Annotated in this window: 12 protein-coding genes; 1 reads left to right on the top strand and 11 read right to left on the bottom strand. The window is 66.4% G+C overall.

What is annotated here, in order from left to right; genetic code table 11:
• Positions 1-29 precede the first annotated feature (29 nt).
• The 8 genes from ACETK8_RS00995 to ACETK8_RS01030 form a co-directional block, all read right to left on the bottom strand.
• The gene (locus tag ACETK8_RS00995; RefSeq protein WP_316629571.1) at positions 30-2,108 is read right to left on the bottom strand and encodes a ParB/RepB/Spo0J family partition protein; all 2,079 of its coding nucleotides are present in this window, start codon (positions 2,106-2,108) and stop codon (positions 30-32) included.
• Positions 2,109-2,159: 51 nt separating this feature from the next.
• Entirely contained in the window at positions 2,160-3,065 is a 906-nt protein-coding gene (locus tag ACETK8_RS01000) for a toprim domain-containing protein (protein ID WP_154725906.1), read from the bottom strand.
• Between the two features lie 7 nt (positions 3,066-3,072).
• Positions 3,073-3,678, bottom strand: coding sequence for a RadC family protein (gene radC, locus ACETK8_RS01005; RefSeq protein WP_374037687.1), 606 nt, complete (start codon positions 3,676-3,678; stop codon positions 3,073-3,075).
• A gap of 542 nt (positions 3,679-4,220) precedes the next feature.
• Complete coding sequence (locus tag ACETK8_RS01010) at positions 4,221-4,727, bottom strand: isoprenylcysteine carboxyl methyltransferase family protein (protein WP_245159367.1); 507 nt, start codon at positions 4,725-4,727, stop codon at positions 4,221-4,223.
• Positions 4,727-5,779: a type III polyketide synthase gene (locus ACETK8_RS01015; protein WP_372693224.1), complete on the bottom strand. Its 1,053-nt coding sequence runs from the start codon at positions 5,777-5,779 to the stop codon at positions 4,727-4,729. Before ACETK8_RS01015 ends, ACETK8_RS01010 begins: the two co-directional genes overlap by 1 nt.
• Before the next feature lie 310 nt (positions 5,780-6,089).
• The gene (locus tag ACETK8_RS01020; RefSeq protein ID WP_135194134.1) at positions 6,090-6,284 is read right to left on the bottom strand and encodes a DUF1289 domain-containing protein; all 195 of its coding nucleotides are present in this window, start codon (positions 6,282-6,284) and stop codon (positions 6,090-6,092) included.
• Positions 6,285-6,291: 7 nt separating this feature from the next.
• Positions 6,292-7,404, bottom strand: coding sequence for a nickel/cobalt efflux transporter (locus tag ACETK8_RS01025; RefSeq protein ID WP_135194135.1), 1,113 nt, complete (start codon positions 7,402-7,404; stop codon positions 6,292-6,294).
• A 7-nt stretch (positions 7,405-7,411) separates the two neighbouring features.
• Positions 7,412-7,687: a metal-sensing transcriptional repressor gene (locus tag ACETK8_RS01030; protein ID WP_088582496.1), complete on the bottom strand. Its 276-nt coding sequence runs from the start codon at positions 7,685-7,687 to the stop codon at positions 7,412-7,414.
• A gap of 67 nt (positions 7,688-7,754) precedes the next feature.
• Between ACETK8_RS01030 and ACETK8_RS01035 the strand changes: the two genes are divergently transcribed.
• Positions 7,755-9,074: an MFS transporter gene (locus ACETK8_RS01035; RefSeq protein WP_088582497.1), complete on the top strand. Its 1,320-nt coding sequence runs from the start codon at positions 7,755-7,757 to the stop codon at positions 9,072-9,074.
• A 31-nt stretch (positions 9,075-9,105) separates the two neighbouring features.
• On the opposite strand, the gene ACETK8_RS01040 is transcribed toward ACETK8_RS01035, so the two are convergent.
• Genes ACETK8_RS01040 through ACETK8_RS01050 form a run of 3 tightly spaced genes read right to left on the bottom strand, consistent with a single transcriptional unit; the run spans position 9,106 to position 13,749 of the window.
• On the bottom strand, positions 9,106-9,822 hold the full coding sequence (locus ACETK8_RS01040) for a hypothetical protein (protein ID WP_035308115.1): 717 nt from the start codon (positions 9,820-9,822) through the stop codon (positions 9,106-9,108).
• A gap of 13 nt (positions 9,823-9,835) precedes the next feature.
• On the bottom strand, positions 9,836-10,564 hold the full coding sequence (locus ACETK8_RS01045) for a HupE/UreJ family protein (protein ID WP_035308114.1): 729 nt from the start codon (positions 10,562-10,564) through the stop codon (positions 9,836-9,838).
• Positions 10,561-13,749 (bottom strand): efflux RND transporter permease subunit, encoded by a 3,189-nt coding sequence (locus tag ACETK8_RS01050; protein ID WP_035308111.1) that lies wholly within the window; start codon positions 13,747-13,749, stop codon positions 10,561-10,563. Before ACETK8_RS01050 ends, ACETK8_RS01045 begins: the two co-directional genes overlap by 4 nt.
• Between the last annotated feature and the right edge of the window lie 2 nt (positions 13,750-13,751).

Raw genomic sequence — 13,751 nt, forward strand, 5'->3', positions numbered from 1 at the left:
GCCGGGGCGGTGTTTCCGTGTGCGGATAATCAGGCGGCGGCGACGTCCAGGGCCGCCTTGCCCGCCGGAGTGACGACGAAGGCGCCGGCCCCCTCGTCGTCCTCATCGACGCCATCGCCGGCGGCCTGGTCCTCGACGTCCGGGGCGTCCTGATCGGCGTCGATCGGGGCGGCCCAGGACAGGGCGGCCGGAGCCCAGGTCCGTTGCGCGGCCTGTTCGGCCACCCAGTCGACCAGCTCGGTCTTGCGGAGCGTCTTCGCCCGCTCGTCCTCTGCGCCCATGGTCTCGAGCATGCCGGTCAGCAGGCCCTTGGAGTGGGGCTGCAGGAAGGGGGCGTCGGGTGTCCAGTGTAGAGTGATGTCCGCCTGGCAGAGAGCGGCCAGCTCCGCCGCCTCGGCCCGGGCGCTGCGGCGGATGGAGAAGGTCTTCTCCTCCCGGACGTCGAGGCTGATGGCGGTCAACTCCGCCAGCAATCCCATCTTCTCGCCGTGGGCCAGCCCATGCACCCAGCCGATCACCGTCTTGCCGGACGCTTCCCAGGCCGTGCGGCGATCTTCGAGCCGGCGACGCACGTCCCCGTCCAGGGTCTCAATGACCCGGCCATTGGCGGGATTGAACCCACAGGCCGTGATGGCCAGGGCTGAGTCCACGCGCCCGATGTGGGCGCGCCGGACGAGGACGGTGAACAGCCGGGCGATCAAGGCCGTCAGCCCCGCCCCGGGATCGTCGGCCAAGGCGCGGATCAGGCCGCGCGTCGCTACATCGGTCCGCACGGTGTGAAGGGCGTGGTTCACGCCTTCGGTCTCCGGCTCCGGAGCCTCGACTTCCGGCGGGACATAGGCCGGTGGCGCCGAGGTCCGACGCGCGGCCTCCGGCGCGGCGTCCTCATCCTCATCGTCGATCTCGGGTTCCTCCGGCGTGTAGCAGCGGACATCGACGCCTGCCTCCGCGGCCGGCCACAGGACCATCGTCGTTACGACCCGGCCCCCGCATCCAGTCTGGTCTGATGCGATCCTGGCGTGGATCATATCGACGATCGCCAGATCGGCGACGTCGGGGTGCTCGACGTCCGCCAGGGCGATGCGCGCTTTCTCTGTCCGATCGTTGAACACCTCCCGCTGCGCCCGATAGCGCGCCATCTCTTCGGCGGGGAGTGAACCGCCATACACATAACCGAGCGCCTCCAGATCATCGGTAAGCTCTGGCTCCGGGCCGGCGGTCACGTGAACCGAGATCCCTTCGGCCTCGAACACGGCCGCGATCCCGCGTGCGCGACGGGTCCAGACGTCGGTCAGAATGTCCGGGTCGAGCAGGACCGGCGGAAGCTCGCCGAACAGATCGCTCTCCGTCCGCCCCCCGGCGTCGGCATAGGCCCGAGGATCGACCAGGGCGCAGCGGCGATCGCGCGTGGTGACCCGGCTGTCGTCGAGACGTTCGCTGACCCGCCATTCCTGAAACCCATGGCCGTCCAAGGTCATCTGGGCGAGAGCCTCCTGCTCCTGGCGATCCGGCAGCCGTGCCAGCAACCGGGTCTGGCGAAGGGTGATGCGGCCCGCCTTCAGCGCCACCAGAGCGGCCGGCGCGACCCCGGACAAGGCGGCCAGCCGTTTGATCTCGATCTCGTCATAACCGAGCGCCCGCGCCATGGCGGTGATCGCCAGTTTCGACTTCAGCATCCGGCCGATGGCCGCGATGACGTCGGCCACGTGGACCGGGACGGCGGTATTGGTCAGCAGGACCGCCGCCGCCTGGCGCGCCGGATCGGTCTCGACATAGGTCCGGACCGGATAGTCCTCGTCGATGTCGCCGGCCTCCAGCAGGATAGCCAGCGCCAGACGACGACGACGACCGTCGAGGGCCATGAACGGCTGCTCCTTTTTGCCGCGACCGGGCCTGACGGTCACGGGCTGCAACTGACCGGCCGCCTTCAGGGTAGCGGCCAGGGTCGGAATATCGTCGTCGGGCGGTTCGCCATAGCGCAGGTTCTCTCGCGCGATGCCGAGATCCCCGAGGCGGACGATGCGTTCCACGGGCGTGAAGATGACGGCCGGGGTCGGGGTTTCAGGAATAGAGGTTGTTGGGGTGATGACGGGAACGAGGTCGCTCATGAGGTCTCTCCTGCCGGGCGTCGGGGCCCATCCCTGCCGCTCCGGCGCCCCTCAGCGCCCTCGCTCCCCCTTTTGCGACGTTGCCGCGACCGCGACCTCGTTCCAGTCGCCGAACGGCGGGTCGGGCCATGACGCCTCGACATCAAGTCCATCGCGGACCAGGCGGCGGCGGAGCCGGGACGCCGCCGCCTCACCGGCCTCGCCTCGATCGGCGGCGATCAGGACCCTGCGCACGCAGGCGGGCGGGCTCCAGACGGCGAGGTTGTTGGCGGCCATGAGGGCCCAGCCGGGAAGACCGAAGCGGTCCATTGCCGACAAGGTCGTGACGACCCCTTCGCCCACCAGCATGTTTTCGGCCGCAGGCGAGAGGCGAACGGCCGCGCCGGGGGGCACCTGACCCACGGTCTTGCGAGCCAGGCGCAGACCGGCAGCGAGCAGCCCGTTGGTCTCGAGATATGTCAGTTCGACCGCCGTCAGACGATCGTCGGCGTCGCTGATCCGGGCGATCAGAGCCGGACGCGAGCGCCCGCCGCTCCGATACACCGAGAGTGGCGCGGCCGGGTGCAGCCGAAGATTGGAGACCGCGTCCTCGGCCAGAACGGCGCGCCGCTGTAGATAGAGAGCGGCCGGACCGTGGGGTGTTCGCCCCGTCGTCGCGGTCCACAGACGCGACGCGGTCTCCACGCGAAAGCGCCGGTCCGGTCTCGGCGATGAGGACCGTCCGCGCCCGCCGCCGGTGAGCCGACCGGCGTCGTCGATGAAGCCTCGACCGCGAAGATCATCCCGGGCAGTGCGCCAGTCGGCGCCGCCGAATCCGTGGATGATGACGCGATCATCGGCCAGCATCAGAGAAACCGAACGATCCGCCGTGCTGTGACCGGGTGCGGGGATGCTGGCGCGTGAGCCCCCGGCGTAAAGGTCGCCGCCCAGGGCGGTGACGATGGCTTTCAGGGTCATGGCGGCCTCAGATCAGGCCGAGCTGTTTGAAGCTCGCCGTACCCTGGCGGCCGATGACGAGATGGTCGTGGACCTGCAGGCCGAAGACGCGCGCAGCATCGTTGATCTGCCGCGTCATTTCGATGTCAGCGCGCGAAGGCGTCGGATCGCCGGACGGATGGTTGTGGACCAGAATGAGCGCGGAGGCCGAGACTTCGAGCGCGCGCCGGATAACTTCCCGGGGGTAGACCGGCGCGTGGTCAACGGTCCCTTCTGCGAGGAATTCGTCCCGGAGGAGGACGTTCTTTCGATCCAGGTAGAGGGCGCGGAACTGCTCCCGGGGTGCGTGGGCCAACGCTGAGCGCACATAGGCTATAAGGCATGACCAGGACGATACGACGGGACGTCGGCAAGCTTCCGACCGGGCCAGACGGACGCTCAACTGCTGCAGTAGTTTGAGGTCGGTGATCGTGGTCGCGTTCAGTGAAGCGGCCCGGGCGAGTTCCGGCGGGTCGGCAGCGACGACGGCTGCCACCGAGCCGAAGACCTTCAGCAAAGTCTCAACGGCCCGGGGAATGTCACGCTGTGGCAAGGTGCGTGTCATCAGCAGGGAGAGTAGGGACGCGTCGTCCAACTCCGGCTGAAGGGCTCCCGGTAGATCAAAAAGCGACGCCGAGAGACGATCGGAGGGCTGGGGCGTCGATGAGGGCAAGGGTCGCATCACGGGCTCCTGGACTGTTCCACCCCCGCTCGGGGCGGCCGCCTCCGCCCTTCCTTTTTCTCCGGTTCACTGTTGGCAAGGTACGCCGCGGGCGTCAGGTTGGCTCCTGAAATGGCTCCTCATGCTCGCCGGCCACGCCTCGTTTCTGGCCAGACGTCTCGAAGTGGCGGGACGCCGAGACCCTCGAAGTCCGCCCCATCTTTTTTCTGGTCACCCTCAGGAATGGCCTGATCTTCCTGTTTGCGATCCCGATCTTCGAGCTGCTCGAACATGCCCAGACGAGCGGCTGGATCCAGACGGTGTTCACACTGCCCTGAGCCAGGCGCCGCGAACTTGCTGGACCGCCTAAAACCAAAAAGCCGCTTGGCTGGTGGACGGGGCTTCGCACCAGAGTTGCTAAGCTCACCGCCAGGATCCGCGCCTGCTGACACGACAGGAAGGCCTCGAGCGGTCTCCTATCCCGGCTGCGCTCCGGCGGTTGCCGCCGAAAGAGCCCGGGCCTCGCTGCGGATGCGCACCCACATCATCGCTGCGTTGAGAAGGCTGAATATGATCGCATAGCCGACCAGTCCGAAGGCCAGCGGCAGGACCGCGATCTCGAGGGCGACCACGACATAGTTGGGATGGGAGACGAAGCGATAAGGCCCCCGAGTGACCAGCGGCGCGCCTGGCAAGGTGATGATCCGGGTCGTCCAGCGGGAACCGAGAGTGGCGATCACCCAGACCCGGCCTGCCTGGAGCAGAACGAAGACGGCGAGCAGGGCAAGGTTGACCGGCCTGTCCCACGCGAACGCCCACAGTCCCAGAAGCCAGGCCCCGTGCAGGAGGACGATGAAGACGTAGTGGTCCGCGCCCGTCTCGACGGCGCCCTGGGCGCGCAGACGGTGAGTGTTATACTCGGCCAGAACCAGTTCCCCGAGCCGCTGCGCGGTCACCAGGGCGAGGACGACGATGGACAACATCACGCCGCCGCCCTCAGGGTCACGGTGCTGAGGGTGAAACCTGGCCCCAGGGCGGTCACGACCGACCGGTTCGGCAGGCCCCGTCGTCTCGCCCGGTCGAGGACGTAGAGGACCGTCGGCGCGGACATGTTGCCGTGGTCGGCCAGAACCTCCCGTTCGTGATCCAGACTGCCCTGATCGAGGGACAGGGATCCCTCCAGGGCGTCGATGACCTTCATTCCGCCCGGGTGACAGATGAAACGATCAACATCCTCAAGCTCCAGGCCCTGGCGTTCGAGCATCCCGACCATCGCCGGTCGAAGGTTTTCGCGGGCGAACGGAGGAATGGCGCGGTCGAAGATCACGCCCAGACCGGTCGGGCCGACGCGCCAGCCCATGACGTCCAGACTTCCGGGCCAGGTGTGTTCGCCCGCCGCCTCGATCGAGGCGAAGCCCGCCTCGCCGCAGCGCACCACACAGGCGGCCGACCCGTCGCCGAACAGCGCCGTCGCAACAATGTCCGCCTTGGTCAGATCCTCCATCCGGAACGAAAGGGTGCAGAGCTCGACCACGACCACAAGGATCACGGCCCCCGGCGAGGCCTGGGCCAGCCTTCCCGCAAGGGCGAGGCCCGTCGCTCCGCCGGCGCAGCCGAGGCCGAAGACCGGGACCCGCGCTGCATCGGAGCGAAATCCCATCCGGGCCATGGCGCGGGCCTCAAGGCTGGGCGTGGCGATGCCCGTCGATGAGACCGTGATGACCACGTCGACATCGGAACCTTTCAGGCCTGCTTGATCGAGAGCCGCTTCCGCGGCTCTGGCCAACATGCCGACCGCGATGTCGAGATAGGCCTGGGTCCGTTCCGGCCAACTCCGTGGAGTGAGATACCAATCCAGGGGCATGGCCGATTGCCGCGTCCTGATCCCCGCAGTGTCGAACACGGGCAGCATCCGGTCGATTCCGGGAAACCGGTCTCTAAACAGCGCCTGAGCGACCCGGACCACGTCCGTCTGGGTCATGACATTCGGCGCGTTTGCGGTCGCGATGGAGAGAAGTTTGGCGGAAGCCGGCATCGAGGTTCGCTCCGGTCGGCATCGGTTGCGACCCGAACGCTAATCGCGCGAAAGCTTCAAGGTTCCAAAAAGGCTTACAGTACAGCTAGATAAGAACCGGCATCACTCGCAAAAGCACCCAGAAGCGGAAGCATAGCGTTCGAGGATGAAGCACGAAACAGCTCCCGAGATGGGCGGTCGGCGTGCCTCTCGACCAGTTCATTCTCGACCGCTATCTCGCCAGCGCCGGTCAGAATGAGACGTCGTCGGGTCTCAAACGCCGTAACCCGCAAGGTGGACCGGAGCGATGGCCACGGCCTCACGTCTCTTTTCACACCGTCGGTTTCGGTGTGAGGTTGGCTGAAAGCCTGGCGAGACGACGCGGCAGATCCCGTTCGATGGTTCTCTTCTGATAGGGACTAAGCTTGCGCCAGCCCGCTATCTCCGGGCGCGTTCGACCACAGCCTTCGCACTGACCCGAGCGGCCGTCGAAGGTGCAGATATCGATACAGGGCGTGCCGGTCATGAAGGAACTACCCGGCCAGGGCCACGACGGCCTGCCAGGTGAGAACCAGGCCGACGATGGCGATCAGCCCGCCTGAAAAATAGGGCGCTTTCCGCGCAAAAGCCGCGAAACCTCCCGACCAGCGCTTCTCCGCATGCCGCATCCCGATCGCCGCTGCGACACCGACGGTGACCATGGTCGCCGCCAATCCGATCGAAAAGCACAGGACGAGGGTCGCACCCAAGGCCACCTGCTTCAGCTGCAGGCAGAGCAGCAGGACGGTGATCGAGGCCGGGCACGGGATCAGGCCGCCTGTCAGGCCGAAGAGCATGATCTGCCAGGTGGTCACCTTGCGGTTGGCGAACCGTTTCTTGATGTCGTTGGCGTGGGCGCGTTCATGGGCGTCCTGGTGGCCGGGGTTTGAGACATCCAGGCCGCCGTGGTCATGACCATGCTCGTGATCGTGTTCGGCGAACTCGACGTCGAAGTCATGGGTGTGATTGCCGTGGCCCAGAACCAGCCGCGCCGTGAAGGCGTGGGGTTCGGGAATGACGTCAGCCGATTCGAGATAGCCGTCGCGTGTCTCGAAGTGGAATGTCTGGACGGAGCCGTCCGCGCGCGTGGTGGCGACCTTGATGTCGCCGGCCCTCGGGACAGGACCGTGATCGGGGGCAAACCGGAAGCGCGGCGGAATACCGTCCTCGAAGATACTCAGGCTGACGACGCCATGGCCCGTGTCGATCCAGCGCGTCTCGTCGTGGGTGTGGTCATGATCATGCTCGTTATGGACGGCGTTCTGCTCGCGCCATGTGGCCAACAGCATCCATGCGGCGACACCGAGGATGATCACGGCCGAGGCCAGTTGGAACCAGCCCTCCGAGGCTTCGATGTCGAAGAACTGACCGAAGTAAAGACCGGTCAGGGCGATCGCCCAGACGATGGCCGTGTGCGACAAGGTCGCCGAAAGCCCGAGCAATACCGCCTGCCAGACCGTCCCGCGCACGGCGACGATGAAGGCCGCCATCATGGTCTTGGAATGCCCCGGCTCAAGACCGTGAAGCGCCCCGAGAAGGAGGGCCGAGGGAATGAACAGCCAGGCATGGGCCGAGCCCTGCGCGAGCAGGTCCGCAAACGGAGTCATCGGCGTCTCACAGGTATTTGGTGATGTCTTTGAACTCGGCCATGGCCTGCCGCGCCTCAGCCGGATCGCCCTCCGCCGCATGGGCGAGGCAATGGTCGATGTGATCGTGGATCAGGGCCTTCTTGGCCGCCGCCACGGCCTTCTCGATTGCGTGAAGCTGCTGGGCGAGGTCGAGGCAGGTGCGGCCGCCCTCGATCATGGCGATGGTTTTCCGCAGATGTCCCTCGGCGCGTTTGAGCCGATTGACGATCTCGGGATGGGATTTATGGACGACGTGGGCCATAGCAAGATGCTATCCCCCCGGAGGGGATAAGGCTAGCCCCCTGGCTCGACCCGCAGGATGATCTTCGATGTTTTCCCCGCTCCGACATGCCGGTTATCGGCACCTGTTTACGGCTCAGGTCGCGGCCCTGCTCGGCACGGGCATGGCGACGGTGGCGCTGGGTCTGCTGGCGCATGATCTGGCCGGGGCCAATGCCGGCGAAGTCTTGGGGATGGCCCTGGCCATCAAGATGATCGCCTATATCGGCGTCGCGCCCTTCGCGAGCGCCCTGGCGGCCAGGCTTCCCCGCAAGGCCCTGCTGGTCTCGCTGGATGTCGTCCGGGCCTGTGTCGCCGGCGCCTTGCCGTTCGTTGGCGAGGCCTGGGAGGTCTATGCCCTGATGACGGTGCTGTACGTCGCCTCGGCGGCCTTCACCCCGGCGTTCCAGGCGATGATCCCCGACCTGCTGCCTGACGAGGCGGAATACACCAAGGCCCTGTCGCTCTCGCGCCTCGCGGCCGATCTCGAGAGCGTGGCCAGTCCCGTGCTGGCGGCCGTGCTCCTCGCCTTCATGAGCTACAACAATCTGTTCGCCGGGACGTCCCTCGGCTTCGTTATCTCGGCCCTTTTCGTCGTCACGGCTGCACTGCCGGTACTGACGCAGACGGCTCAGAAACCCTTCATCCAGCGGCTCACGGGCGGGGTTCGCCTGTTCGCTTTGACGCCACGTCTGCGCGGTCTGATCGCCATCAGCATCGCCGAGGCCGCCGGCGGGGCCATGGTGTTCGTCAACACGGTCGTCCTGGTGCAGTCCCGCTTCGCCATGTCCGGCCAAGCCGCCGCCTGGGCGCTAGCGGCTTTCGGGGCGGGGTCGATGGCGGCGGCGATCGCCCTGCCTCGCCTGCTGGACCGGGTCGCAGACCGGACCGCCATGTTGTGGGGCGCCGCGATCATGACCCTGGTGCTGCTTGGGGGATCGGTGCTGGCGACCACCTATGTCGCCCTGCTCATCCTCTGGGCCGTCATGGGCGTCGGCTATTCGCTGACCCTCACACCGGCGGGTCGCGCCTTGCGTCGGTCTTCCAACGCACAGGATCGTCCGGCCCTGTTCGCGGCGCAGTTCGCCCTGTCCCACGCCGCCTGGCTGATCGCCTATCCGGTCGCCGGTCTGGTCAGCGCGGCTGCGGACCCCAGCGCGGCCTTTCTGGTGCTGGCCGCCCTGTGCGCGTTCGGAACGGTCCTAGGATTTGTAGTCTGGCCTGCGAACGACCCGACGGACCTGCCGCATCGGCATGACGCACCGGCCGAAGACGATCCGCATCTGGACGGTCAATCCGGAGAGGCGTTGCACAGCCATCCCTTCGTCATCGACGAGCGCCACCCGCGATGGCCGACGACGAAGGAGTGAGCCCAAGGCGGGAGACATCCGACCGTAAGCCTCAGTCGACGAAATCGACGCTCTCGTAGTCGCCCGAGGTTTGAAGCGTGATGGTGACACGCTCGCCGCTGCGGTTACGCCAGAACCAGCCGTGATGACCCGCGAAAGCGGCCGTTAGCACCCCCGTCTCGCGGGCGGAGGTTCCCTTGCTATAGCCGTGATAGGTGATCCCTTGGCCGTCACCATGGGTGTCATAGTTCACCGCCGGGCCACTGGTGGACCAGGTGAAGTTCGCCTTCGCGCCGTCCCCCATGGCCATTTTGATCTCGGCCCCCTCGTCAGGCTCAAGGGTCAGGGACGTGCGATGGCTGCGACCCGCCGATGCGCCATTGGTTGTCGTAGCTGCGGCTGCCGTCTGGGTCGTGACCGCTGGCGGGACGGCTTCGGTCTTGGCAGACCTGGCCGGCTCCTGAGTTGCGGTGTCTGGTGAGCCCACTGGTGCGGCTGCCGGCAAGGCAGGCGCGGTCCTCGTGGATGTAATGACCGCCGCCGTTGAGGCCGCTTCAGCCGCAGCTTCAACGGCGAGTTGGCGCTTGATCCGGCCCATCTCGGTCAGCCCGAAGACCGAGCCGATGCGGGTAGGATCGACGCCGTACTCGGCTGGAAGGACCACGGTGACCAGCAGGGCCGAGGCGATGACGACGGCGACGCCGGTAGACTTGAGCAGCTTGGCCGTCGACGGCAGTTCGGCGGGATCGGGTTGATTGAGATTTTGCATGGAAGGTCTCCCGTCAGGCGACGAAGAAGCCGACGAGCTGATAGCCCGTCAGGATGAAACCGAGGATCATGAGGATGACGTTGGCCAGATAGGCGTGGCGCCCGAAGCTGGCGGTCCGGCGCCAGAATCCCATGGCGATCAGGATGGCTCCGAGCGCCAGAAGCTGGCCGATCTCCACGCCGATGTTGAAGGCGATCAGGTTGACCAAGAGGCCGTCTGAAGACAGCTGGAAGTCCTGCAGTTTGGTCGCCAGACCCAGGCCGTGGAACAGACCGAACGCCAGGGTCGCGGCCCTGGCGTCCGGCTGGACACCGAACCAGCGTCGGTAGGCCCCCATGTTGTCGAGCGCCTTGTAGACGACGGACAGGCCGATGATGGCGTCGATCAGATAACTGGAGACGTTGACGTTCAGCATCACGCCCAGCAGCAGGGTCGTCGAATGCCCGACGGCGAACATGGTGACGTAGAGGCTGATATCCTTGAGGCGGTAGAGGTAGAAGATCACCCCGAACAGGAACAGCAGATGGTCGTAACCGGTGACCATGTGCTTGGCCCCCAGATAGACGAAGGGCCAGAAGACGATGCCGGACGTCTCCTGGATGTAGCCCTTGTCCCCTGCCGCCACCCCGTGCGCCAGGGTGGCGGTGAACAGGCCGTTGAGGAAGAGCACCAACAGGCCTGCGCTCAGCAGGCCGATGGGCGTTCGCAACCAGGCGGTCGCGCGCTGGAGACGCGGGTTCATGAAGTCCTCCGGGAGTATGCGAAGGGAAGCCGCTCACGCCACGACCGTCTGACGCCGTTCGGCGAAGACGGGCGGCCGTGGACGAGGCTGTAGAGGGCGGGGAGCACGAGCAGGGTCAGCAGGGTCGAGGAGATGATCCCGCCGATGACGACCGTGGCCAGCGGGCGCTGGACCTCGGCGCCGGCTCCGACGTTCAAGGCCATGGGCACGAAGCCGAGGCTGGCGACGAGCGCCGTCATCAGCACCGGGCGAAGACGGGTCAGCGCCCCCTCCCGGATTGCCTCGCCAAGAGGCTTCCCTTCGGCGATCAGGCTGCGGATGAAGGTGACCATGACGACACCGTTGAGCACGGCGACCCCGGACAGGGCGATGAATCCGACCCCCGCCGAGATCGACAGAGGCAGCCCACGCAGCATCAGGGCGGCCACCCCTCCGGTCAGGGCCAGAGGCACGCCGGAGAAAACGATGGCCGAGTCCTTGACCGAGCGGAACAAGGCGAACAGCAGGCCGAAGATCAGCAGCAACACCGCGGGAACCACGAGTTGCAATCGTTTGGCGGCCGAGATCAACTGCTCGAACGTTCCGCCATAGGTGACCCAATAGCCGGCCGGTATGGCGACCTCAGCATCGACCCGGTCCTGAACCTCGCGGATGAACGAACCCAGGTCGCGGTCGCGGACATTGGCCGTGGTCACGATGCGGCGTTTGCCGTTCTCTCGGCTGATCTGGTTCGGACCCTTTGTGAGTTCGATCGTGGCGACCTCATTCAGGGGCACGAACTGACGCGGCTGTCCTTCGCCCGCCGGGAGCGGGACCTGGAGACGACCGATGGCGTTGGTGTCGGCGCGCAGACGCTCGGGCAGGCGGACAACGACGTCGAAACGACGGTCACCCTCGAAGATTTGCCCGGCGGTCGTGCCGCCCATCGAGGTGGAGATAACCGACTGGACGTCTTCGATGCTCAGGCCAAGGCGCGCCATGGCGGGTCGGTTGGGTGTGATCTGGAGCACCGGCAGGCCGGTGATCTGTTCGGTCTGGGGATCGGCGGCCCCGTCCACCGAGGCCACGATGGCTTCGATCTCGGCGCCGAGGCGCAGCAGTTCGTCGAGATCGTCGCCATAGACCTTGATGGCGACGTCGGCCCGCACCCCGCTCAGCAGTTCGTTGAACCGCATCTGGATCGGCTGGGTGAACTCGTATTTGCTGCCGGGAATCTCATTCACGGCCTCTTCCATCTCGGCGACGAGGTCGCCGCGAGACTTGCGAGGGTTCGGCCAATCCTTCCTGTCCTTCAGCATGATGAAGGTGTCGGCGACCGAGGGCGGCACCGGATCGGTGGCGACCTCGGCGGTGCCGATCTTGGCCACGACCCGCTCCACCTCGGGGAAGCGGGCGATGCGGGCTTCCAACGCAGTCTGCATCTGCACGGCCTGGGTCAGGCTGGTGCCCGGGATGCGCAGGGCGTGCATGGCGATGTCGCCTTCGTCGAGATTGGGCACGAACTCCGAGCCCATCCGCGACGCCCCGAACCCGGCGAGCAGCACCAGCACGACCGCAATGCCGATCATCAGGCTGCGGGTCCTGAGCGCGAAGTCGAGCGCCGGCTGATAACCCACCCGGGCCCAGCGCATCAGGAAGCTGTCCTTCTCCTCGACCTTGCCGGTGACGAACATGGCGACGGCGGCGGGTACGAAGGTCAGGGACAGCAGGAGCGCTGCCGTCAGGGCGATGACGACGGTGATCGCCATCGGGTGGAAGGTCTTCCCCTCCACCCCGGTCAGGGCGAAGATGGGGACATAGACCAGGGTGATGATCATGACCCCGAATAGCGAGGGCCGGATTACCTCGCTGGAGGCGGTCGCCGCCAGATCGAACCGTTCCTCGCGGGTCAGGATACGACCCAGGCGATGCTGGGCCTCGCCGTAGCGCCTGAGGCAGTTCTCGACGATGATGACGGCGCCGTCCACGATCAGGCCGAAGTCGAGCGCGCCGAGGCTCATCAGATTGCCGGAGGTTCCGGTCCGCACCATGCCGGTGATGGTCATCAGCATGGTGACGGGAATGACCGCCGCCGTGATCAGGGCCGCGCGGATGTTGCCGAGCAGCAGGAACAGCACGACGATGACCAGCAGGGCGCCCTCGACGAGGTTCTTTTCGACGGTGTGGATGGCGCGTTCCACCAGTTCGGTGCGGTCGTAGACCGGCGTGGCGACGACACCGGGCGGCAGGGCCTTGGCGGCTTCCTGCAGGCTGGCGGCGGCGGCCTGGGCGACGATACGGCTGTTCTCGCCAGCCAGCATGAGAACCGTCGCAAGGACCGTCTCCTTGCCGTTCTCGGTCGCGGCGCCGGTGCGAAGTTCCTGGCCCATTCCGATGTCGGCGACGTCCAGGATGCGGATCGGAACGCCCCCACGCGTGGCGATCACGATGTTGCCCAGGTCTTCACTCGTCGAAGCCTGCCCCGGCACCCGGATCAGATACTGTTCGCCGAAGCGCTCGACATAGCCCGCGCCGACGTTGGCGTTGTTGTTGTCCAGCGCTTCGACCACCTCGGCCATGGTCACCCCGTAGGCCGCCAGCCGCTGCGGATCGGGTGTGACGTGATACTGACGCTCGTAGCCGCCGACGGTGTTGACCTCGGTGACACCGCGCGTGTTGCGAAGCTGGGGCCGGATGACCCAGTCCTGAAGCGTGCGCAGGTCTTCGGTCGTATAGGGCTGGCCGTCGGGACGTCGTGCACCCGGCTCGGCCTCGACCGTATACATGAAGATCTCCCCGAGGCCGGTGGCGATAGGGCCAAGTTCAGGGGTGACGCCGGGGGGAAGCTGACCGAGGGCGCTTTGGAGGCGCTCATTCACCAGTTGGCGTGCGAAATAGATGTCGGTGCCGTCGTCGAAGATGACGGTCACCTGGCTCAACCCGTATCGCGAAACCGAGCGGGTGTATTGAAGGCCCGGAACGCCTGCGACGGCGGTCTCGACGGGGAAGGTGATGCGCTGTTCGGCCTCCAGCGGCGAATAGCCGGGGGCTTCGGTGTTGATCTGAATCTGGACGTTGGTGATGTCCGGAGTGGCGTCGATCGGCAGGCGCTGGAAGCTCCAGACGCCGATGGCGCAGGCCAGGAGGACGAGCCCCATGACCGCCCATCGGAAGCGGATCGACAGGGCGATGATGCGTGCAAGCATGG

Origin of the sequence: Brevundimonas staleyi (genome assembly GCF_041893865.1) — a bacterium.
GTDB lineage: Bacteria > Pseudomonadota > Alphaproteobacteria > Caulobacterales > Caulobacteraceae > Brevundimonas > Brevundimonas staleyi.

What these genes read in the sequence shown, in the direction of transcription:
- ACETK8_RS01050 (WP_035308111.1), bottom strand. Translation starts at nt 13,749, where the DNA reads ATGCTTGCACGCATCATCGCCCTGTCGATCCGCTTCCGATGGGCGGTC.
- ACETK8_RS01000 (WP_154725906.1), bottom strand. Translation starts at nt 3,065, where the DNA reads ATGACCCTGAAAGCCATCGTCACCGCCCTGGGCGGCGACCTTTACGCC.
- ACETK8_RS01010 (WP_245159367.1), bottom strand. Translation starts at nt 4,727, where the DNA reads ATGTTGTCCATCGTCGTCCTCGCCCTGGTGACCGCGCAGCGGCTCGGG.
- ACETK8_RS01035 (WP_088582497.1), top strand. Translation starts at nt 7,755, where the DNA reads ATGTTTTCCCCGCTCCGACATGCCGGTTATCGGCACCTGTTTACGGCT.
- ACETK8_RS00995 (WP_316629571.1), bottom strand. Translation starts at nt 2,108, where the DNA reads ATGAGCGACCTCGTTCCCGTCATCACCCCAACAACCTCTATTCCTGAA.
- ACETK8_RS01015 (WP_372693224.1), bottom strand. Translation starts at nt 5,779, where the DNA reads ATGCCGGCTTCCGCCAAACTTCTCTCCATCGCGACCGCAAACGCGCCG.
- ACETK8_RS01030 (WP_088582496.1), bottom strand. Translation starts at nt 7,687, where the DNA reads ATGGCCCACGTCGTCCATAAATCCCATCCCGAGATCGTCAATCGGCTC.
- ACETK8_RS01045 (WP_035308114.1), bottom strand. Translation starts at nt 10,564, where the DNA reads ATGAACCCGCGTCTCCAGCGCGCGACCGCCTGGTTGCGAACGCCCATC.
- ACETK8_RS01020 (WP_135194134.1), bottom strand. Translation starts at nt 6,284, where the DNA reads ATGACCGGCACGCCCTGTATCGATATCTGCACCTTCGACGGCCGCTCG.
- ACETK8_RS01040 (WP_035308115.1), bottom strand. Translation starts at nt 9,822, where the DNA reads ATGCAAAATCTCAATCAACCCGATCCCGCCGAACTGCCGTCGACGGCC.
- ACETK8_RS01025 (WP_135194135.1), bottom strand. Translation starts at nt 7,404, where the DNA reads ATGACTCCGTTTGCGGACCTGCTCGCGCAGGGCTCGGCCCATGCCTGG.